The following is a 20,733-nucleotide window of genomic DNA, read 5'->3' on the forward strand; positions in this document are numbered from 1 at the left end:
TATGCAAAATTTGATTTGGAATACTAACATGACTAATGACCCTTTCTTGGAAGGAGCAATTTCTAATGAAAATCCCTAAACCAATGCTCCCTACGCTAACATTCGAATTTCCATCAGGTGAAGACTGGATTTATGAAATTAAGTACGATGGATTTCGTGCTTTATTTTATATTGATCATCATGAATTTTCACTTATAAGTCGAAATGGAAATTCATTAATTGAACAATTTCCTGAAGTAAAGGATGCCGTCACCTTATTACGTGAGCTTTGGAAAGACCATCTTCCTCTATTATTAGACGGAGAATTATGTTTACTCGACTCTCCCTATAAAGCAAACTTTGAAGAAATTCAGCTTCGGGGGAGACTGAAAACAACAGATAAAATAAATCATTCAATGAAGCAAAAACGAGCACATTATTGTGTTTTTGATCTTTTACAGATACAGAATAATTATTTGACTTCGACTCCTTATGTAAACCGAAAGAAAAAACTGTTGGAGTTATTTAAAGAAGCCAACCTCCCTTTAGACGTACAACCATTATCTGACGTTTTTGTTCAATATATAAAAAGCTTTGAAAATCAAAGCGAAGCGTGGAAAATCGCAGAACGGTATATGGCAGAAGGAGTGATTGTTAAACACAAATCAAGTAAATGGGAAGAAGGAAAACGATCAACTCAGTGGTATAAGGTAAAAAACTGGAAATATGGTTTTTTCTTTGTTACGGCCTATGAAAAGAAGAATGGCTACTTTCATGTTTCGGTCATTCGTAATGGAGAAACGTTTCCAGTTGGTCTTGTCTCACATGGATTTTCATCAGAGGAAAGAGATGCACTTATTCAAGTTATTAAAGCAAATAAGGTAAAAGAAAACACTGATTTTATTTATGTAGACCCAGGCATCTGTGTAGAATTATCTTTTTTAGAATTATATAAAGAAGCATTACGTCAGCCTAATTTCGTACGTTTTCGTTTTGATATACAATGGGAAGAATGCACGTGGCAGAAACTTCAAGAAGGATTACACCCCCTTCCTGAAGAGGTGGTCATTACCCATCCGGATAAGCCGTTATGGCCAAAGAAGAAAATTGATAAACAAACATATTTATTTTATTTACGAGATATTGCCCCATATATGATGCCTTTTCTAGAAAATCGGTTATTAACTGTCATTCGTTATCCACATGGGATGCTAGGCGAACCATTTTATCAAAAAAACAGACCTGACTATGCACCGGATTTCATTGAAACAGTTGAATCAGAAGGCATTCATTATATTGTATGTAACAACATCGAAACGCTAGCATGGCTCGGAAACCAATTAGCGTTTGAATTTCACATCCCGTTTCAAACGATTAAGTCAAAAGGACCATCTGAAATTGTCTTTGATTTAGACCCACCATCAAGAAACGACTTTCATTTAGCGATTAAGGCCGCACTCATGATGAAAGAGGTTTTTGACGGGTTGAAACTAACTACATTTATAAAAACGTCTGGAAACAAAGGATTACAAATTTATATCCCACTTCCCGAAAATACATTTTCATATGAGGATACAAGGAAATTTACTGAGTTTATGGCACATTATTTAATTACGAAGGATCCTGGTTCATTTACGATAGAAAGATTGAAGAAAAATCGTGGAAATAGATTATACGTTGATTATATCCAGCATGCGGAAGGAAAAACCATTATTTGCCCCTATTCAGCGAGAGGAAATGAAGATGCTTTAATTGCAACACCTTTGTATTGGGAGGAAGTAACTGAAAGCTTGTCACCTGTGAAATTCCCTGTCAATTCCATTATGGATCGAATAAAAAAAGTGGGAGATCCTTTTCAATCTTATTTTGAAGCGAAGTACTCGCAGCCCTTCCAAGACATTCTCAATTTTTTATCGCAAACTACTTAAAAATGAGGAATTCATAAAGAGTTCCTCATTTAGTACATTCAATTAGCCAGCAATCACGGTATTCTCCTTCGTGCCATTCATTTTTAGGTAATAATTTTACTTTTGTAAAACCGCACTTTTCATAACAACGAATGGCTCGTGTATTCCAGGCTTGTGGATCCATAACGATGCGATCAACGTTTAATACGTTGAATAGAAAATCTTTCATTATTGTAACTAGTTTCGTGCCAAGTCCACTTCCCCAATGTTGTACTTCTCCAATGAATTGATCGAGCCCATAAATTAGTTCGTTATCATTATATCCATATTTTTTTACACCTTCTGGATCTAACCTGTAATATTGAATATAACCAACTGGAGAATCATTGACTAGAACCAGGTTTCGCTTTACCGTATCATTTTCTTTATAAAATTTTTCGTAAACTTTATTGATTGTAAAAGGATTATCTCGTCCTTCATAATATTCCAATACTTTTGGGTCTGATAACCATTTGGCAATGAATGTTGCATCTTTCTGTTCTAGTGGTTTAATAGTTATTTCATTTAACTGAATCATCTTTTCCTCCTTATATGTAACTCCCCACTAATTACCAAGTTATATTTACTATTAAATTAGCTTTCAAAGACGATTCTACCTCTAACAAGTCATTAAATAAGAGGTTGGGACAAAACTAAAAAACACCACATAAATACAAACAATTTCAGTGTAGGCTTTTAATACCGCTTATGATTTCCGTGCAAGACTTCGCTTTCCGCGGGTAGCCCGTGAGCCTCCTTGGCGAGCCTGCGGGGTCTCACATAAGCTACTCTTCCCGCAGGAGTCTTCGCCTTGCACTCCAATCAACCGCTGGTAAGAGCTAGAATCTAGATGTACATGTGAACAAGTTAAAAACCCGAACTAATTTGCTCCTACAATGCAATTAGTTCGGGCTTTCCTTAGACTAAAACACTTTTGTCCCAGCATCTTAGATTTCTAATTAAAGTAAGAAATCGGTGATTTATTGGAAACTATTTCTTTATTTACAATATTTACAGGAATTTCACCATTTAAAGCTTGAAGCATGTTTTCTGCTACTACTTCTGCCATTTTCGTTCTTGTACCAATACTTGCACTTCCTATATGAGGAAGTGTAACAACGTTAGGTAAAGTTAATAATGGGTGATTGAAATCAACAGGTTCTTGTTCGAAAACATCCAGGCCTGCTGCCCAAATTTCTCCATCCTTTAACGCATAATAAAGATCATTTTCGTTGACGATGCCACCACGAGCAGTGTTGATTAAAATGGAAGTATCCTTCATTATTTTGAAATGCTCATCTCTAATCATGTTTTTCGTTTCTGGAGTGTAAGGCGTCATGATACAAACATAATCTGACCTTTTTAATAGGTCTTCTAATGAACAATATTCTAATCCTAGTTCCTGTTCCGAATCTAATTTTCTACTTCGATTATGGTACAGTACATTCATATTGAAGCCTTGTGCTCTTTTAGCTAGTGCTTTGCCAATACCGCCTAGGCCAATAATTCCCATAGTAGAGTTATAAATATCTTGACCTGTTAGAAGCATCGGAGACCACGAGCTCCATTTGCCACTTCTTAAAAAATCGGAAGCCTCTGTTATTCTTCTAGCAGTAGCCATTAATAATGCGAATGTTAAATCTGCTGTTGTTTCTGTTAATACACCTGGGGTGTTCGTAACAATTATTCCCCTTTTCGTAGCTGCATCAACATCAATATTATTAAACCCTACCGCCATATTACTAATCACTTTCAGATTTTTCGCTTTTTGAAGCAATTCCTCGTCTATTGTATCTGTTAACAAACAATATAATCCGTCTATATCTACTATCTTTTCTTCTAAAATCTCACGTGGAACTGGTGTATCTTCTTCGTTCCAAATTGAAACATCACAAACCTCTTTTAATTGATTCATTACATGGGTCGGTATCTGTCTTGTAATAAATATTTTTGGTTTCAAACTGTCATCCTCCTCCCTTCCCCTATGAAAAGACTTTCACTAAACGCATAATTTGTTCTGTTCGTTCTTCCATCCACTTTGCAGACTTCTCCATTGCCCCTTCAAGCGTACACGGACCTGGTACGATAGAGAAACCACTTACGATGCCAAGCTCATCCATTTGATTACCATCTAACTCCAGTCCTCCACATAGCGCAATCACAGGTATTTGATGCTTTTTAGCCATTTTACTTACCCCTGCAATTACTTTACCCGAAAGAGTTTGGCTATCTAATTTACCTTCGCCTGTAATGATAAAATTTGCATCCTTCACTTTTTCACCGAATTGAACCGCATCCATTACGACATCTATTCCTGACTGGATTGAAGCTTGTAAAAACGCAACCAATGCTGCACCCATACCACCAGCGGCTCCACCACCTACGATTTGACAGATGTCGATTTGTCTTTGTTTTTGAACAATTTTACTAAAATTTAGTAATGCTTGATCTAGAATAGTAACATCCTCTGGGGATGCTCCTTTTTGAGGTCCAAATATTGAAGAAGCTCCATTTGGTCCACATAGTGGATTTGTTACATCACTTGCAATTATAAATGAAGACTCCTTAATTCGAGGATCTATGCCTGAATCATCAAAGTGATCCAGTCTTGATAGAGCTCCTCCACCTTCAGGCAGATCTTTTCCATCAGATGAAAAAAATCTTACACCTAACGCTTTTAACATTCCTGTACCACCATCATTTGTCGCACTACCGCCAAGTCCGATGATAAATTTTCGATAGTTTCGATCAAGGGCATATTTAATTAGTTCCCCTGTACCATAGCTAGTTGCAAGGAATGGTTTTTTTTCATTTTCTGAAACAAGAGTTAGCCCTGATGCTTGAGCCATTTCAATAATCACAGTTTCTTTATCACCCAAAATACCAACCGATGCTGTAACGGGTTTACCAAGTGGACCTTTTACTACAACTTCAAATTTAGAACCACCAGATGCATAAACAAGGTTCTCCATTGTTCCTTCACCACCATCTGCTAATGGCAATCCTACCACAGAAGCTTGCGGAAAAACGCGCAGAACACCTTTTTCTACAGCTGTACAAATATCACGGGCTGAAATGGAGCCTTTAAAAGAATCAGGAGCTACCACTATATTCATAGAATTCGCCTCCTATCTGCCTACTTTAAGAAATTTGGAAGCCACAATGAGATTTGTGGTAAATATGAAATTAATAAGATATCAACTAATAACACGCAATAGAAAGGGATTAGCGGTTTTAGAATTTGATCAATTCGCAGTTTTCCAATTTGACATGCGACAAATAGATTTACTCCAATTGGAGGAGTCAGCATTCCTACTGCAAGGTTTACAATCATAATGATTCCAAAATGAATGGGATCAATGCCAAATGAAATCGCAACAGGTGTTAAAATTGGTGCCATAATAACAATCGCAGCACCTGTTTCCAGGAACATACCTACAAATAATAATAATACGTTTACGAGTAATAAAAATATGATTGGGTTGTCTGATACTGAGATAAACCATTGAGACACAGTTGCTGGAACCTTCTCAGACGTTAAAACCCAGCCTAAAAGCCCTGCATTAGCAATAATAAACATGATAATTGAAGTTGAGAGAACAGAGTTACGCAAAACTTCCATCATACTTTTAACTGTTAAACTGCGATATACAAATGCTCCTAAAATAAAGGCATATGCTACAGCTACAGCTGCAGCCTCTGTTGGTGTGAAAACACCGCCATAAATACCACCCAAAATAATGACAGGCATAAGTAAAGGCAGTATTGCACTTTTAAAAGCTTTTAATCTACCTCTGGCAGTCATTAATTCATCTTCTTCTTCAAGATCTTCTTCACTTTGATTTATCGTTCCTTTTCCATAGCCTTTTATTTTGCTAATAAAGAATATCGTTATCATAAGAGATCCACCAATTAATAACCCTGGCATAACCCCAGCCATAAACAAATCACCAATGGATATTGAAACACCGGCAGTTAAAGCAAAAATAATCATTGGAATGGAAGGAGGGATAATTACTCCTAGTTCTCCTGAAACAGCTTGAACAGAAGTTGAAAATGGTTTAGGGAATCCTCTTTTGACCATTGCTGGAATTAAGATACTACCAATCGCAGCAACTGTTGCTGCACTAGAGCCTGAGATTGACGCGAAGAACATTGCTGTTAAAACGGTAACCATTGCTAACCCACCTGTAAGTTTACCTACAAGCGAATTTGCAAAATCTATTAATCTTTTTGAAATTCCACTAGCTTCCATTAGACTTCCTGCTAATATAAAGAATGGAATCGCCATTAATGGAAATGAATTCATAGATGAAAAAATCTTTTGCACAGCAACTTGAATCGAGATATCTTCACTTGTCATTGCAAATATGGAGGACAAACCCATTGAAAAGGCAACTGGTACCCCTAATGCAAATAGAATAATTAAACTAATGAATAATAGTAGTGCCATCGTTGTCCACCTCCGGGTTATCTTTAGATGTAAAGATTTCTATGAATACGGCAATACAATTAATTAATGCTAAAATGCTAGCTATTGGTACAGCAGCATATGTCCAAGAAACGGGTAGTTCAAGTGCCCCAGTTGTTTGTCCTTGTATTGTCTCAAGAATTTTAAACCCATATTGTACTAGTAACACTAGAAATACCATATTAAGTATAGTAATGATAGCTTGCATTACTTTTTGAATTATCTTCGGAACGATATGTAGCACAATCTCAACCGAAATTAGTAATCCTTTTCTTAATGCAATTGCTGTTCCAAGTAGTACAATCCAGATCATTAAATATTTTATTACCTCTTCAGACCAAACTAGAGGACTATTTAAAACGTAACGTGCAAAAACTTGATATACAGTTAGTACTGCTATTCCTCCAAAAACAATCGCTAAAAAATTAAATACCCAATGATTTAATAAATCTACTAGTTTAATAAACCCTCTCATATAGCCTCCTCCTAATGCAGTTAATAAGGTTAAACTTTCTACGAGCTCCATATTCTTTATCAAAAGAATATAAGACTCGTAGAAAGGAGAGGGGAGGGATTTCCCCTCACTCACATTCTACTTGATAAAATTGGAATTACTTTGCAGAACGTACTTTTTCAAAGATATCTTTAATTTCAGGGAAATTTGTATCTACAAATCCATCAAGCTTTGCTTGGAAATCAGCTAGGTTTGGCTCAACTAATTTCATACCAGCATCTTGAAGCTTTTGTAGGTATTCGCTATCTCCAGAAATAATCGTTTCAGCAGCATATTTTTTAGCTTCACCATTAGCAGCTTTTTCTAGAATTTCTTGTTGTTCAGGGCTTAATTTATTAAATGTTGTGTCACTAATTACTAAAGAAATCGGTTCACGAACATGTTCAGTTTTTACTAGGTAATCCACTACTTCATTAAACTTAGAGTTATAGATTAATGAAAGTGGGTTTTCTTGGCCATCAATTACACCTTGTTGTAGTGATGTAAATACTTCACCAAATGCCATTGGTGTAGGTGCAGCACCTAATTGTTCGAATGATTTTACAAACACCGGACTCTCTGGCACACGAATTTTTAATCCAGCTAAATCTTCAGGTGTTTTTACTTCTTTATTTACTGTTAACCAGCGAGCTCCACGCTCCCAGTATGACAATACTTTGTATCCTGATTCTTCTAAAATTTTATCTGAAATCTCTTGTCCAACTTCTCCGTTGTATACTTTATCGAAATGCTCTTGGCTATCAAAAAGGAAAGGAACTGTGAAAATTTTTGCAGTATCAGATGACCCAGAAAGTACCCCTGCTCCACCAACCCAAATATCGGCAGTTCCTACTTTTAAACCTTCTAATAGATCTTTATCTGCACCTAATGTACCATCTTCAAATAGCTCAATTTTTAATGAACCATCAGATAATTCTGCTACTTCTTCAGCAAACTTCTCAGCTGCTTGAGCATGGATTTCGGAATTTGGCCATACATGTCCTAATTTTAATTCAACTACTTCAGCTACTTCTTTTCCGTCCGACTCGCTAGATGTCTGATCTGAACTACACCCTGCTAAAACCCCAACTGACAAAGCAAATGCTGATAAACCTGTAAACCATCTTCTCATTTTCATATTCTTACCTTCCTTCTTTTTCTGATTTATTGATAGATTTTTATATACTAATGACTACAAATTGTTTGTAATCAATTAATACTGAAAATATACCGCCTTAACATTTGTAAAAAATTCGATATTGGAGTGTCCAATTGAATAGGCTCCAAAGCCTGATTGTTTTACCCCTCCAAATGGAAGGTGTGCTGCACTAGCAGTACCGTGGTTAATATGAACCATACCGCTTTCAACCTTGTCAGCAAACTCGTATGCAGAAGCAAGATTTTTAGTGAAAATTGATGCAGCTAATCCATAATCAACAGAATTTGCTACTTCAAACGCTTCCTTTTCGTCGTTTACTGCAATAATAGAGAGTACTGGACCAAAGATTTCTTCTTTCGCAATTCTCATATTAGGTGTAACGTCTCCAAAGAGTGTAGGTGCTAGATAATGGCCTTCATCATATTTACCACCGTGGAGTTGCTCACCACCGTATAGTAAAGTAGCTCCTTCTTCTTTACCAATATGAACATATTTTTGAACAGCCTCGAGTTGATTTCGATCTACTAATGGTCCCATTGTTGCACCTTGTTCCCATGCAGGACCAACTTGGAGTTGTTTCATTTCTTGTATAATGGCATTTGTAAGCTCATCTTTTTCACTCTTTAGTACGATTACTCTACTAATTGCAGTACAACGCTGACCGCTTACTGCAAAAGCGGCACTTACAATTTGTTTTGCAACATTTTCCACATTTTCATAGTCGAGTACTACTGCTGGATTTTTCCCACCTAATTCCAATTGTGTTTTCACTAGTCTTCTTCCAGCAGATTCATTGATTTGAACTCCTAAATTTGTTGATCCTGTAAAACTAATTCCTTTTACGAGTGGATGATTTACAAGTGGATTACCCACTTTCGAGCCACCACCGACAACTAGGTTTACAACACCATTAGGAAAGCCTGCTTCAGCAAATAATTCCATTAATCTTGCGGATGTCCAAGGAGTTGCAGAAGCTGGTTTAAAAACAACTGTACAACCAAAGGCTAATGCTGGTGCAATTTTTCTTACAGGAGTAACAACTGGAAAGTTCCATGGTGCGATTGCTGCTATAACACCTATTGGCTGTCTAACAGTTGAATTCCATACATTTGGTCTTTCACCTGGTAATGTGTTCCCATCAATGCGGAATGCTTCCCCTGCCGCAAATCTTGTTTCCTTAGCAGCACGGTAAACTTCACCGATTGACTCGTTGAACACTTTCCCTTGCTCTGCTGATAACATATAAGCTAATTCTTCAGCGTTTTTTTCAAGTAAATCTGCAAATTCATATAAGATAGTTCCTCTGTCAGGACCTGGAACCTTTGACCATGTTTTAAAGGCTTCATCTGCTGCCTTAACAGCTTGATCAACATCATGTTCATTTGAATCTTGAAATGAAGCTAATAGTTGATCTTTTTTAGCTGAGTTATAGATTGAAAAAGTCTTACCACTGTTGCTATCTACCCATTGCCCACCGATAAAGTTACCATAGACTTTTGGTTGAAGTATTTCTAACCACGTTTCCATGCCTTTTTTCTCGCTACTAACGGTCATGATTTCCCCTCCAAGTAAAGATCTTATTAATTTGTAACCACTTCTTTTGCAACTGGATACATTGCAGCTCTACAGATATTTTTCAAATCCTCTAACGTTGGTTTAACTGGATTAACAGCTACATTACCTGAAAGCATCGCTTCCTCTGCAATCATGTCAAGATGCTCTTCTCTCACACCATAATCAGATAATGTTTGAGCAATTCCAACATCCTTTTTCAATTGACGAATTGCTGTTACAGCTTTTTCTGCTGCTTCTCTAGTTGTTAAACCAATGGTATTCTCGCCGAAAATTGTTGCGATTTCTGCAAACTTTTTAACGTTGCCAATGATGTTAAATTGCATTACTTCTGGTAATAAAATGGCATTCACTACACCATGTGGAATCTTAAAATGAGCACCTAATGGCAATGCTAACGCATGAGATAGTCCTAATCTTGTTGTATTAAATGCCATTGCCGCTATTAAACTAGCAAGTAACATTTGATAACGAGCTTCTTTATTTTCACCTTGAACAACTGCTAAGCGTAGGTTTTTCGAAATCATTTTCATAGCTTGTACAGATAGACCTTCTGAAATTGGCTGAGTCGCTTTATTTACATATGATTCTAAAGCATGAGTTAGCGCATCCATCCCAGTTGCAGCTGTAATATGTGGCGGTAATGATGTTGTGAGTTCTGGGTCACAGAGTGCTAATGTCGGCATGTTATAAATACTACCAACACTTACTTTCACTTTTACTTCTTTATCTGAAAGTACTGACCATATTGTTAATTCACTTCCAGTACCAGCTGTTGTTGGTACTGCAATCACTGGCGCAGCTTGATTCGGTACCATATTAATACCTACATAATCACGAATATGACCTGAGTTAGTAAGCATTAATCCAATTGCCTTTGCAGTATCTAGAGAGCTTCCTCCACCTACACCAACAACAAGGTCACAACCTTCTTCATCTGCAAGCTGAAGTCCCTTTTCTACTGATTGAATGGCAGGGTCTGGTTCAATTTCAGAGAATGTAACATAAGGAATTCCGTTATCTTCTAGGGGCTTTGTTAATTTGTCAACTACACCAGCTTGTACAACGCCAGGGTCTCCAACAATTAATACCTTTGTACCATTTAAATTTTTTACATGCTTTGCTAAATCATTAATGACACCGTTTCCAAATTCAATTGCAGTTGGGATTTCATAGCGAAATTGATTAACCATTATTCGTTACCTCCTCAGTATTCAGTGTAATTTGTGCTTGTGTTATGTCTAATCCGTATCTTTCGCCAATTTTTTGTAGCTCTTGTACAACTTTTAATGGAAGCTCAATACCGTTGGTTTTCTTTTCGATCACTTTACGATGCTCAAGCTCTCCGGGAATAAAAATCTCTTCCACATTAGGAGCCTTGGGTTCTGCTTTGATTTCGCAAATATATTGATCCATCCTTTGTTTAAATAACTCAATAGGAATGAATTTTTTTATATCAATAGCGATAAAGAAATGTCCTACATTCTGTGGTTCTTCCCAGTTTTCATACATGTTATTAACGTACTTTCCAAATCCGGCACCTGTAAGGACACCTGCTAGAATATCGATAAACATGGAGATTGCATATCCTTTTGGACCTCCCATTGGAAGTACAGAGCCTTCAAGAGCTGCTTCAGCATCAGTTGTTGGATTACCACCTTTATCTATAGCCCATCCAAGAGGAATAGACTCACCCTTTTGAGCAGCAACAATAATTTTCCCACGAGCTACTAAACTTGTAGCCATATCCATTATGAAGGGTTCTTCTTTACCAGCCGGCACACCAACTGCTAACGGATTTGTACCAATGAACGGTCTAATTCCACCAGTTGGGGGCATTGTTTGTGAAGCATTTGATACAACAAGTAATATCATTTCTTGTTCAATTGCTTTCAAAGCATAATAAGCACCAGTTCCGAAATGATTAGAACCTTTTACTCCTACAAGTGCAGCTCCATTCTCTTTCGCCTTCTTTATGGCAACCTCAAGTGCTTTTGTACCAACTACTGAACCAAATTGATTTTTTCCATTTACAAGAGCAGTAGCAACACTTTCGTTTTCAATTTCAACTTCTGCGAATGGATCAATCATGTCTTGCTCAATACGTTTTAAATAAATAGCTGTTCGAACGACACCATGTGATTCAACTCCGCGTAAATCTGCTTGAATAAGAGAGTCAGCAACTACATCAGCAACTTCTTTTTTCACTCCTGCTGCACTAAATACATTTGCACAGAAATCTTGTAGCTTTTTCCAATCATATCTTGTCGGTAAACTCAACAAATTCACATCCTTTCTCCTTCAGAGTTTTGTCAATCCATGTCCGGTCGATTGTTCCATTTGCAATTTCCTCAAATATTTTTTGTTCATTAAGTTCTTGTTGTTTAACAAGTTCTAGCACTTCCTCCGCTTTTTCAACAGGAACTACTGCAAGTCCGTCTTCATCACCAATAAGAAGATCTCCTGGGTAAACTACCATTCCTCCCACCGAAATCGGAACATTAATTTCACCTGGACCGTCTTTATATGGCCCTCTATGAGTAACCCCTTTTGCATAGACCGGGAAATCACCTTTCATAAATGCACCAGTGTCACGAATCGCTCCATCGATAACAAATCCAACGATACCGCGTTTCTTAGAGATTTCTAACATAATCTCTCCGACAATCGCATTGGTTGTATCTCCTCCTGCATCAACAACAATGACATCCCCTGGTTCAGCGATATCAATTGCCTTATGAACCATAAGATTATCACCCGGTCTTGTTTTTACTGTAATAGCAGTTCCAAGCAGTTTTCCTTCCTTGTGAAATGGTCGTAGCTCAGAACCAATTGAATGTAAGCGGTTTAAATTGTCGCTAATATGAGGTGTAACTACATTGCGGTACTGTTCAATTATTGCTTTATCTACTCTTTTGGTTATAGGTAAAATTCTGAATCCTATGTTACTCACTAAAAATCTCCTCCTTTTTGACTCCACATGACTCTCTTACAATTAAATTAGGCTGCAAAATGTTCGTTGTCGGATGTTTATCTCCATCTTTTTCAATTAACTCTATTAATCTCTTAGCAGCAATTTCACCCATTTCATAGGATGGCTGATTTACTGTTGTTAAAGGAGGATTTAAGTGCATAGACCAAACAGTTTCGTCATATCCAACTAACGAAATATCATCTGGTACATTTAGTCCTACCTCTTTGATTCCTTCTAGTATTTCAAGTGTCATCATATTATTCGTTGAAAATATGGCATCCGGACGATTTTGGTCATCAGATAAAATACGTTTGACAGTTTCTTTTACCAATCCATTCTTCTCTTCAATAATATGAATCAATGAATCTTCTACCTTCATACCTTTGTTTGAAAGTGCTTTCTTATATCCTTCTATTCGATCTAATCTTGGACTAACATAATCTGGCGTGTAGACAAATAAGGCAATTGACTTTTTCCCATGTCGCAGTAGATGCTCAACACCTGCGACTGCTCCTGCAACATTATCCATTGTTACAAGATCAACATCTAACCCGAAGATTTTTCGGTTAATGGTTACAAAAGGGAACTGTTTTTCTACTAGGCTTTTATAAAGAAAGTCGTTTTTCACAGTCGGGTTCATAATTATTCCGTCAACCTGTTTCATTTGAAACCCTTTTACAAGTTCTTCTTCTAATAATGGGTCCTCATTTGAGTTACATATCATTAAGCTATAACCATTCAACCGGCAAGTATCTTCCACACCTTCAAGTACTCTTGCCCAGAATGGGTTCTTTAAATTTGATAAGATGATTCCAATTACATTTGTTTTCATCGATTTCAAGCCTTGTGCCAGCATATTGGGACGATAATCTAATTCTTTTATTACCTTTAGTACCTTATCAATTGTTTCTTGGGTATTTTGGCCATAGTTACCGTTAAGAATTCTAGAAACAGTCGATTTTGAGACTCCCGCATGTTTTGCAACATCAGCAATTGTAACTTTCATATTTCACCTTCTCTATTTATGTAAGCGTTTTTATTTTAGAAACCGATTTTAGAAACCGGTTTCGGAAATCGGTTTAATATAAATTTATCAGATTATTCTTACAAACTCAATATTTTTTTAAGATAGAAAAATCGATATATTTCGGATCTTTCTAATAATCATTTTTTTATGAAACTCAATTATTTAAATTGTATTATCGAATTGGCCTTTGAAAAAATCAAAAAAGCAGCAATACCATTTTATTGGTAACACTGCTTTTTTTTTTAATACTAATTTATATGTAAATAAAAGATACGTATACTGTCATCCTATAGGTGAATTTTTCACCCCATCCAAAGAAAACATTTCATTATATCGCTATAATATAACTCATATCCCTATGATAAAAGATGGATTTTTTTCCTTTGATTGAAATTACAAGTAATTTATTTAATTAATACCAAAATAAATCTTTTCATTTTATGCTCTATTTGAATTATTGCTCCCCCTATTTCTGTCCCTACCCACTAATTACCAAGCTCTTTTTACTATTAAATTAGTACTCTAGGACGATATATTAACTATATGCTCCTTCTATTTAACCGACAATAAGCGTAGAACGTAATTTGACAGAAAAGGGGCGTGTTTAAGTGGATCAGGCACTATTACACGTAATGATTAACCATTGGCGTGGCATGTACAAAGTGTTAAAACATGATTGGCAAACCGTTGCAAGGGAAATTGGCGTGACTTCTTCAGAGCTTCATGTTCTTTGGATAGTAAGTTTTGAGAAAATTGCCCCCATGACAAAAATAGCAGAGCTGGGGCTATGGGATGTTTCTACAGTTGCTCAAATGGTCACTAGATTAAAAAAGAAGATGTTAATTAACACAACTAAAGATAAAAATGATCGAAGAATAACATGGTGTGAGTTAACTCCTATAGGAATTGAAACAGTGAAAAAGTCAAAAGAATTTCATTATCAGTTTGTTGATTTTGTTAGTGATCATAAAGGAGACAGTGAAGATAAAAGGGAGCTTATTGACAATCTCCGTTCTTTCCAGAATGAATTTAATAGACACTTTCATGGTGAAAAGTTCGTGGAATGGATTGATAAAACGGAAAAACAATTACCTTAATTCATCATTGCACCATTTAACTGTTTAGAAATAAGCAATTTAAACCAAGCATATAGAGTGCTTGGTTTATTTATTCGTCTATAAATGGAAAGAAGAATACTGTGTACAGGTCATGTTTCTCAAAACCTAGCTTTTGCGCAATGTGAATCGAATCCTCCCGGAACCATTCTGTCGTCCAATGAGGGATATGCTCCTTCTCTATACATCTTTTAATAAATTGATGGGCCATTTCACTCGCAATTCCTTTTCCTCTGTGCTTTTCATCATATGTATGAATCCCTATTTCCTCATGATTGTCATATACGTAAACGGAAATGCAGGAACCAACTAGTTCATCTTCATGAAATACTGCTATGCCATTTCCCTTTTTATGAAACTCCTCTAAGGATGGCCAGAATTTTAACACTTCAGTTTTTAGCATAGAGGACTGATCAAGATGAATCGCTTCATCATTAACACTCATAAACTTGTAATCTTTGAGCTTTTCATTATATTCTGGTTTGTATTTAATAAAGTCATGTAAATGAAATGTAAACGGAACTCTTTTTCCTCTCTGTACTTCTGTTTCCATAAATATCTTATCTATGTAAGGCTCCCACTTATCAAAAGGATAAACTTCTAAATTCAAACAGTCTTCCCCAATTTCTAGTGCTTCTGGCTTTATCGTATGATGGATAAAATCCTCTACCGTTTCCACAAATATCTGTGTCGGAGTTCCAACAAAATAAAACATCTCATTTATAGCCCAAATTAATGCAGCCTGCGGTCGAGCAGTATTATCCACATAAACTTTCCCTTTATTATTACCGTGTAGAACTCCTTGAATCACAACCTTCTCACGAATAATAGGAAAAACTTCATTAATTAAACCATATTTACTCTCATCTACTAAATGCATCGTCCATCTCACCTATCATCTACTCTTCTACAAATCTATCAACATCATAATTCATATGGAAAAATTAAACAACTAATAACTTTCGGTAGTTACCTTCCTGTTCTTTAACACAGTAAAGCGATGGGGGACAGTCCCACGTTGCTTTACTGTGTTAAAGTTCCTTTTTTAAGTGGGGGATAAGTTGGACGATTAGGATTGTGCTTGTAACTATTACAGATCCAGTAAATTGTAGTAGGGTAAAGTTTCGGTTCAACAGTAGCATATCAAAAATGGCAATTTCGACAAGCATTAAATTGTTGATAATACTACTTTCGAACGCTTCAAGGTATTTTTGACTCCACGTCCACAATGTAAAAGCGATTGATCCATTGACTATTCCTAGCCACAGCACGATAAATACTAAGTTCCAACTAAAATGAGGCAACGCCTCTATGAATATGCCCATACATAACATGCCGATCGCACCAATTACCATTGGTTTCATAACAAGCTCTGTTGGTTTTATGCTGTGTTTTTTAAGTATGAACCTAATTAATATAATATGAATTCCATAACCGATAGAAGAAAAGACAACTAGAGAGATTCCTATTGTATCTTGAAGATTAAACTCCCATGGAAAATAGTACAACCCAGCTCCAACTATAACTCCAATCATACCGACGATCGTTAATTTCTTTATCTTTTCATTAATTAAAATGGAAGCTAACACCGCAACAATCGTTGTATTTCCAATATTTAATAGAAGTGATGTTTGTGTAGGTGTGATAAAAAATTGCCCCCAGTACTGAAATCCTTGCGCTACAAGATAGCCTGAGATTCCTAGTAAAAATATATATTTCCACGTTATTTTTTCTCGATGCTTTGTTTCACCTTTATGACTTATACTTAATAAAAACAAAACAAATGCTGCTATTGTATAACGTAATCCCGCTAAGGTTAACGGTCCAACACCTTCTTTAAACGCATACACATTTAGAAAATAAGATGATGACCATAGCATCGTTACGACAACTGCCGTTAAGACCGCTATCATTTTGATTTTCATATTTACTCCCCCTTGCTACCAATTCTAGCTCGTAAAAGGTGCACAAAAAGTGTAAACTTATAATCAATAATTTCACCTTTTAAGGAGTATTGGAAATGGAGTTGCTTGATCACTTTCTCAATCTATATAACGAACTGAATACGTCTGAAACGAAAGAAAAGAAAAACACAACTCGTGCTCAGATAGCTCTACTATTATTTTGCTCTGAACGTAATGTTGTTCATATTATCCGTAACCTTCAAAAGAATAATTGGATTTCTTGGGAAAGTGGTCGTGGTAGAGGGAACTCTTCTTCTATCTCTTTTTTAAAAAGTAAAGTAGACGTCATTTTAGAAGAAGGAACAAAGTGGCTACAAGAAGGAAATTATTCAAAACTGTTTTCCTACGCGAACAATTATTTAACACCGTTACAAAAACAGGAAATCTTTATGAACTCACCGCATCTCTTTGGGTACCAACAGCATATTAAACAAACCGAAAAAAAAGACGTTCTCACTTTTCCATATTTTCGAAGACTGTACTCTCTCAACCCTATAGAAATTGAACGGCAATCCGAGCGCCATCTTGTTTCTCAACTATTTGATACGCTAGTCGAATATAAAGAAGGGCACACGATTCCGAAGATTGCTCACTATTGGACTTACGACGAAAACTTTACAAACTGGACGCTATTCCTTCGAAAAGGAGTAAAGTTTCATAATGGGGAAGAGCTAACTGCAAACGATGTAAAGTTTACATTTATTAGAATGAAAGGTACAGAAGCAAACTGGATGGTTAGTAATTTAAAGGAAGTAAGGATAGTTGATTCCTATACTGTTCAATTCACTTTCTCTAAGTCAAATTCAAACTGGATAGATGTTCTTTCGTCTCCAAAATGTTCAATTATCCCGGTGGATTATGGTGGAAAAACGATGAAAGAATTTGCATACTCTCCAATTGGAACAGGTCCTTTCCATTTGAAAGAAAGAAACGAGGAATCGATGACTTTACATGCACATCATTCTTATTTTTGGGGCCGAGCTCATTTAGATGAAATTATTATGTTTTTTTTGCCTAACATAACAGAATATTTAATAATGGCTTCTGATGAAAAACGTATTGCATACATCCCATTCCTTTTGAATCAAGAGCGAAAAAGTACGTTCAATCATGTTTCGAGAAGGCATTTATCTATCAAATACCTTATCTGGAATATGAAAAAGACAACTCCTACAATTACACAGATGAGAGTTAAAGAAGCGATTAATAAGCGAAAGTTGATTGAAACTTTACACGGGAATCGAGAATCGCCAACAGATAAGGTATCTGAGATTATATACTCCCCTAAAGAGGAGGTACCTCTAATTCCAGGGGAGCATATTACATTAAAGATTTTGACGTATGATCTTGTGCCTAACATTGAAGATGTAAAATGGCTACAAGCTGAGCTACTCCCTAAAAATATTCAAATAGAATTAAAGGTTGTACCGTATGCTGAGTTCATATCAGAAAATTTTACAGATGTAGACCTCTTTTATTCGGAATATGTAATGGAAGAAAACCATGTGGCATCTCTATTTAATTTGTTTAACTCTCCAACATCAATGGTTCACAAGAGTAAAGGTTCGGATGTGTGTCTAAATATCGAGGAGGTGAAGCAATTGGAAAAAGAGCTATTAGACTCGGGGATCCTCCTCCCTTTATATACAACAACACAACAAGCTTTTTTCCATGAAAGTTTAAAAGGAATCTCCTTGTCTAATGTCGGAATGGCTTCGTTTAAGGACTTATTTTTCTTTAGAAAGTAAAGAACCCTCCTTAGGAAAGGAGGGTTCAGCTTGAAGAGGTTTTAAACAATCTCTGCCTGTAAGTTTAGTTTTGTAAGCGCCATTTTTATTTGGAAATAATCGATTTCATCTGGTAAAAGGTCTTTAATTGGTCTGAGTTTGTCAGAACCCGTTTCCATTGCCTTTTCAATTATGAGCGCCTCTTCTTCAGGTGTAAAGACATCGTCCCAAGTTGTGAATAATCCTTCTTCCGCTGCTTGGACGATATGGTTTTGAATGGTGATTAAGGATAACTCTCTAGCTTTTGCGATTTCATTAAGGCTCTTTCTTTCGGTATACATTTCATATGTTTCTAAATAACTTGGTTTGGTTTCCTTTTTCGTTTTTATAATAGGCTCACTCTTTTTACTTACACCGAATTCCTCTACATATTCATGAATAATTGTTAATATTTTTTCACCGTATCGCTCTCGTTTTTGTTCCCCAATTCCTTTAACATGAAGGAGTTCTTCCATCGTTAACGGCTGCATTTCACATAGTTCTCGTAAAGTTCGATCGGAGAAGACAACAAACGGTGGAATTTTTTCATCAGTCGATATTTCCTTACGGGCAGCTCGTAGTCGGTTAAATAGTTCGTCATCCACAACTACTTTATCACGCTTAATCATGGCCGCTCTTTTGTAAACAAGCTTTTCTCCTAGTAATACCGGTCTGGATTCATTGGTTAACGAAAGAGTTGGGTATTGACCTTCTGATAATACTAAGTACCCTTCTGCTATTAAGTACTGAATCGTTGTTGATAGTTCTTTTTCTGTATATTTGCTAAGAAGTCCGTAGGTTGATAAATCATGGAAACCGAGCTCCATGATTCGTTTATTTTTTGATCCTTTCAGCACTTGTGCCACTAGGGTAACTCCAAAACGTTCCTTCATTCTCTTAATACAAGAGAAAATAATCTGAGCTTCTTTCGTTATATCTATTTTTTCACGGTTATCTTTACAGTTTGAGCAGTTTTCACATCGCATTTGAGCATGTTCATCACCAAAGTAATGTAGTAAATGATGTTGCAAGCATTGCTCGGTATGACAGAAGTCAATCATTGCTTGAAGCTTCCGATAGTCTTGCTGCTTTCTTTCTGAATTCATTTGATTTTGCTCTATTAAAAATTTCTGTAACTGAACATCTTGCGGGGAAAAGAGCAATGTACATTCACTTGGTTCTCCGTCTCGACCAGCACGCCCTGCCTCCTGATAATACGCTTCAATATTTTTAGGTAACTGATAGTGAATGACAAATCTTACATTCGACTTATTAATTCCCATACCAAACGCGTTTGTTGCAACCATCACTTGAACTTGATCAAATAAATAAGCTTCCTGCGCTTCTTTACGTTCGTTATCATTTAAACCTGCATGGTATTTGGCAACAGAAAAACCTAGTTTTTTTATATATTCATATAGTTTCTCTACGTCTTTTCTAGTTGATGCGTATATAATGCCTGAGGTTTCTTTATATTTCTGTAGTAAATCTTTTATAACAGATAGTTTATCTACACCTTTTTCAACAGAAAGCATAAGATTCTCTCGCTTGAATCCTGTAGCGAACACATCATCCTCATTGATATAAAGAAGTGAACTAATGTCATGTATTACATCTTTCGTCGCAGTAGCAGTTAGAGCAATAATAACAGGTCTCATCGGAAGATCTTGAATTACGTGAGAAAGTGTACGATAGCTTGGACGAAAATCATGACCCCACTGGGATATACAGTGCGCTTCATCGATAGCAATGATAGAAATATGGAGATTTTCAATTAGAGAACAAAATTGAGGAGATTCAAACCGTTCAGGGGCAATATAAATTAATTTGTATTCACCATTTCTAGCAGATTCGATTCTAGCATATACCTCTTGCTGAGATAAAGAACTATTAATGAAAGTAGCCGATATCCCGATTGAAAGAAGACTATCTACCTGGTCCTTCATAAGCGAGATCAAAGGTGAAATAACAATCGTAATGCCGTCCATCATAAGGGCAGGCACTTGATAACAAATAGACTTCCCACCTCCAGTCGGCATTAGAACAAGTGAATTTCTACCTTCTAACACATTCTGAATTGCTGACGCCTGTCCATTTCGAAACGAATCATATCCATAATACTTCTTCAACAAACCTTCAGCCTCTTGCATCATCACAGAATCACTTCCCTCCTATAATACTAGTAATATAACTACTCTATTATAACAAAAAACTAGACAGAATTTGAGTGGAAAATCCCTTTGCTGGATTGATGCGGTATACTTTAA

Annotated in this window: 17 protein-coding genes; 3 read left to right on the forward strand and 14 right to left on the reverse strand. The window is 36.3% G+C overall.

Features of this window, described 5'->3' with window-relative positions:
* Window positions 1-65 precede the first annotated feature (65 nt).
* Complete coding sequence (locus tag JR050_RS10670; RefSeq protein ID WP_204203486.1) at window positions 66-1,907, forward strand: DNA ligase D; 1,842 nt, start codon at window positions 66-68, stop codon at window positions 1,905-1,907.
* A 25-nt stretch (window positions 1,908-1,932) separates the two neighbouring features.
* Here the strand turns inward: JR050_RS10670 and JR050_RS10675 are convergent, their stop codons facing one another.
* The 11 genes from JR050_RS10675 to JR050_RS10725 all read right to left on the reverse strand — a co-directional run bounded on the left by JR050_RS10675 (window position 1,933) and on the right by JR050_RS10725 (window position 13,600).
* Entirely contained in the window at window positions 1,933-2,463 is a 531-nt protein-coding gene (locus tag JR050_RS10675; RefSeq protein ID WP_204203487.1) for a GNAT family N-acetyltransferase, read from the reverse strand.
* A 417-nt stretch (window positions 2,464-2,880) separates the two neighbouring features.
* On the reverse strand, window positions 2,881-3,885 hold the full coding sequence (locus JR050_RS10680; RefSeq protein ID WP_204203488.1) for a 2-hydroxyacid dehydrogenase: 1,005 nt from the start codon (window positions 3,883-3,885) through the stop codon (window positions 2,881-2,883).
* 22 nt (window positions 3,886-3,907) lie between these two features.
* Complete coding sequence (locus tag JR050_RS10685) at window positions 3,908-5,041, reverse strand: glycerate kinase (RefSeq protein WP_204203489.1); 1,134 nt, start codon at window positions 5,039-5,041, stop codon at window positions 3,908-3,910.
* Window positions 5,042-5,061: 20 nt separating this feature from the next.
* Window positions 5,062-6,378, reverse strand: a complete 1,317-nt coding sequence (locus JR050_RS10690; protein ID WP_204203490.1) for a TRAP transporter large permease — start codon at window positions 6,376-6,378, stop codon at window positions 5,062-5,064.
* Complete coding sequence (locus tag JR050_RS10695; protein WP_204203491.1) at window positions 6,356-6,871, reverse strand: TRAP transporter small permease; 516 nt, start codon at window positions 6,869-6,871, stop codon at window positions 6,356-6,358. The genes JR050_RS10690 and JR050_RS10695 overlap by 23 nt, the downstream gene beginning before the upstream one ends.
* Before the next feature lie 136 nt (window positions 6,872-7,007).
* Window positions 7,008-8,027 carry a TRAP transporter substrate-binding protein gene (locus JR050_RS10700; protein WP_204203492.1) on the reverse strand — a complete coding sequence of 340 codons (1,020 nt, stop codon included), beginning with the start codon at window positions 8,025-8,027 and terminating at the stop codon, window positions 7,008-7,010.
* A gap of 75 nt (window positions 8,028-8,102) precedes the next feature.
* On the reverse strand, window positions 8,103-9,602 hold the full coding sequence (locus JR050_RS10705; protein WP_239454284.1) for an aldehyde dehydrogenase family protein: 1,500 nt from the start codon (window positions 9,600-9,602) through the stop codon (window positions 8,103-8,105).
* 26 nt (window positions 9,603-9,628) lie between these two features.
* Window positions 9,629-10,813: an iron-containing alcohol dehydrogenase gene (locus JR050_RS10710; RefSeq protein ID WP_204203493.1), complete on the reverse strand. Its 1,185-nt coding sequence runs from the start codon at window positions 10,811-10,813 to the stop codon at window positions 9,629-9,631.
* Window positions 10,806-11,909, reverse strand: coding sequence for an Ldh family oxidoreductase (locus JR050_RS10715; protein ID WP_346726741.1), 1,104 nt, complete (start codon window positions 11,907-11,909; stop codon window positions 10,806-10,808). The genes JR050_RS10710 and JR050_RS10715 overlap by 8 nt, the downstream gene beginning before the upstream one ends.
* On the reverse strand, window positions 11,878-12,573 hold the full coding sequence (locus JR050_RS10720) for an RraA family protein (protein ID WP_204203494.1): 696 nt from the start codon (window positions 12,571-12,573) through the stop codon (window positions 11,878-11,880). Before JR050_RS10720 ends, JR050_RS10715 begins: the two co-directional genes overlap by 32 nt.
* The gene (locus JR050_RS10725; protein ID WP_204203495.1) at window positions 12,566-13,600 is read right to left on the reverse strand and encodes a LacI family DNA-binding transcriptional regulator; all 1,035 of its coding nucleotides are present in this window, start codon (window positions 13,598-13,600) and stop codon (window positions 12,566-12,568) included. The genes JR050_RS10720 and JR050_RS10725 overlap by 8 nt, the downstream gene beginning before the upstream one ends.
* Window positions 13,601-14,229: 629 nt before the next feature.
* On the opposite strand from JR050_RS10725, the gene JR050_RS10730 reads away from it, so the two are divergent.
* Window positions 14,230-14,718 carry a MarR family transcriptional regulator gene (locus JR050_RS10730; RefSeq protein WP_204203496.1) on the forward strand — a complete coding sequence of 163 codons (489 nt, stop codon included), beginning with the start codon at window positions 14,230-14,232 and terminating at the stop codon, window positions 14,716-14,718.
* Between the two features lie 70 nt (window positions 14,719-14,788).
* Here the strand turns inward: JR050_RS10730 and JR050_RS10735 are convergent, their stop codons facing one another.
* Together JR050_RS10735 and JR050_RS10740 are read right to left on the reverse strand one after the other, a co-directional pair.
* Window positions 14,789-15,616 (reverse strand): GNAT family N-acetyltransferase, encoded by an 828-nt coding sequence (locus JR050_RS10735; RefSeq protein ID WP_204203497.1) that lies wholly within the window; start codon window positions 15,614-15,616, stop codon window positions 14,789-14,791.
* A gap of 151 nt (window positions 15,617-15,767) precedes the next feature.
* Complete coding sequence (locus tag JR050_RS10740) at window positions 15,768-16,661, reverse strand: DMT family transporter (protein WP_204203498.1); 894 nt, start codon at window positions 16,659-16,661, stop codon at window positions 15,768-15,770.
* A 95-nt stretch (window positions 16,662-16,756) separates the two neighbouring features.
* On the opposite strand from JR050_RS10740, the gene JR050_RS10745 reads away from it, so the two are divergent.
* Window positions 16,757-18,448 (forward strand): ABC transporter substrate-binding protein, encoded by a 1,692-nt coding sequence (locus tag JR050_RS10745; RefSeq protein ID WP_204203499.1) that lies wholly within the window; start codon window positions 16,757-16,759, stop codon window positions 18,446-18,448.
* Window positions 18,449-18,489: 41 nt separating this feature from the next.
* Here JR050_RS10745 and recQ read toward each other — a convergent pair whose 3' ends face one another.
* Window positions 18,490-20,619 carry a DNA helicase RecQ gene (gene recQ / locus JR050_RS10750; RefSeq protein WP_204203666.1) on the reverse strand — a complete coding sequence of 710 codons (2,130 nt, stop codon included), beginning with the start codon at window positions 20,617-20,619 and terminating at the stop codon, window positions 18,490-18,492.
* Window positions 20,620-20,733: the final 114 nt, after the last annotated feature.

The organism is Bacillus suaedaesalsae, from assembly GCF_016890225.1.
GTDB classification, from domain to species: Bacteria; Bacillota; Bacilli; order Bacillales; family SA4; genus Bacillus_BS; species Bacillus_BS suaedaesalsae.

What these genes read in the sequence shown, in the direction of transcription:
- JR050_RS10670 (WP_204203486.1), top strand. Translation starts at nt 66, where the DNA reads ATGAAAATCCCTAAACCAATGCTCCCTACGCTAACATTCGAATTTCCA.
- JR050_RS10675 (WP_204203487.1), bottom strand. Translation starts at nt 2,463, where the DNA reads ATGATTCAGTTAAATGAAATAACTATTAAACCACTAGAACAGAAAGAT.
- JR050_RS10685 (WP_204203489.1), bottom strand. Translation starts at nt 5,041, where the DNA reads ATGAATATAGTGGTAGCTCCTGATTCTTTTAAAGGCTCCATTTCAGCC.
- JR050_RS10690 (WP_204203490.1), bottom strand. Translation starts at nt 6,378, where the DNA reads ATGGCACTACTATTATTCATTAGTTTAATTATTCTATTTGCATTAGGG.
- JR050_RS10695 (WP_204203491.1), bottom strand. Translation starts at nt 6,871, where the DNA reads ATGAGAGGGTTTATTAAACTAGTAGATTTATTAAATCATTGGGTATTT.
- JR050_RS10700 (WP_204203492.1), bottom strand. Translation starts at nt 8,027, where the DNA reads ATGAAAATGAGAAGATGGTTTACAGGTTTATCAGCATTTGCTTTGTCA.
- JR050_RS10705 (WP_239454284.1), bottom strand. Translation starts at nt 9,602, where the DNA reads ATGACCGTTAGTAGCGAGAAAAAAGGCATGGAAACGTGGTTAGAAATA.
- JR050_RS10710 (WP_204203493.1), bottom strand. Translation starts at nt 10,813, where the DNA reads ATGGTTAATCAATTTCGCTATGAAATCCCAACTGCAATTGAATTTGGA.
- JR050_RS10725 (WP_204203495.1), bottom strand. Translation starts at nt 13,600, where the DNA reads ATGAAAGTTACAATTGCTGATGTTGCAAAACATGCGGGAGTCTCAAAA.
- JR050_RS10735 (WP_204203497.1), bottom strand. Translation starts at nt 15,616, where the DNA reads ATGCATTTAGTAGATGAGAGTAAATATGGTTTAATTAATGAAGTTTTT.
- JR050_RS10740 (WP_204203498.1), bottom strand. Translation starts at nt 16,661, where the DNA reads ATGAAAATCAAAATGATAGCGGTCTTAACGGCAGTTGTCGTAACGATG.
- JR050_RS10745 (WP_204203499.1), top strand. Translation starts at nt 16,757, where the DNA reads ATGGAGTTGCTTGATCACTTTCTCAATCTATATAACGAACTGAATACG.
- recQ (WP_204203666.1), bottom strand. Translation starts at nt 20,619, where the DNA reads ATGATGCAAGAGGCTGAAGGTTTGTTGAAGAAGTATTATGGATATGAT.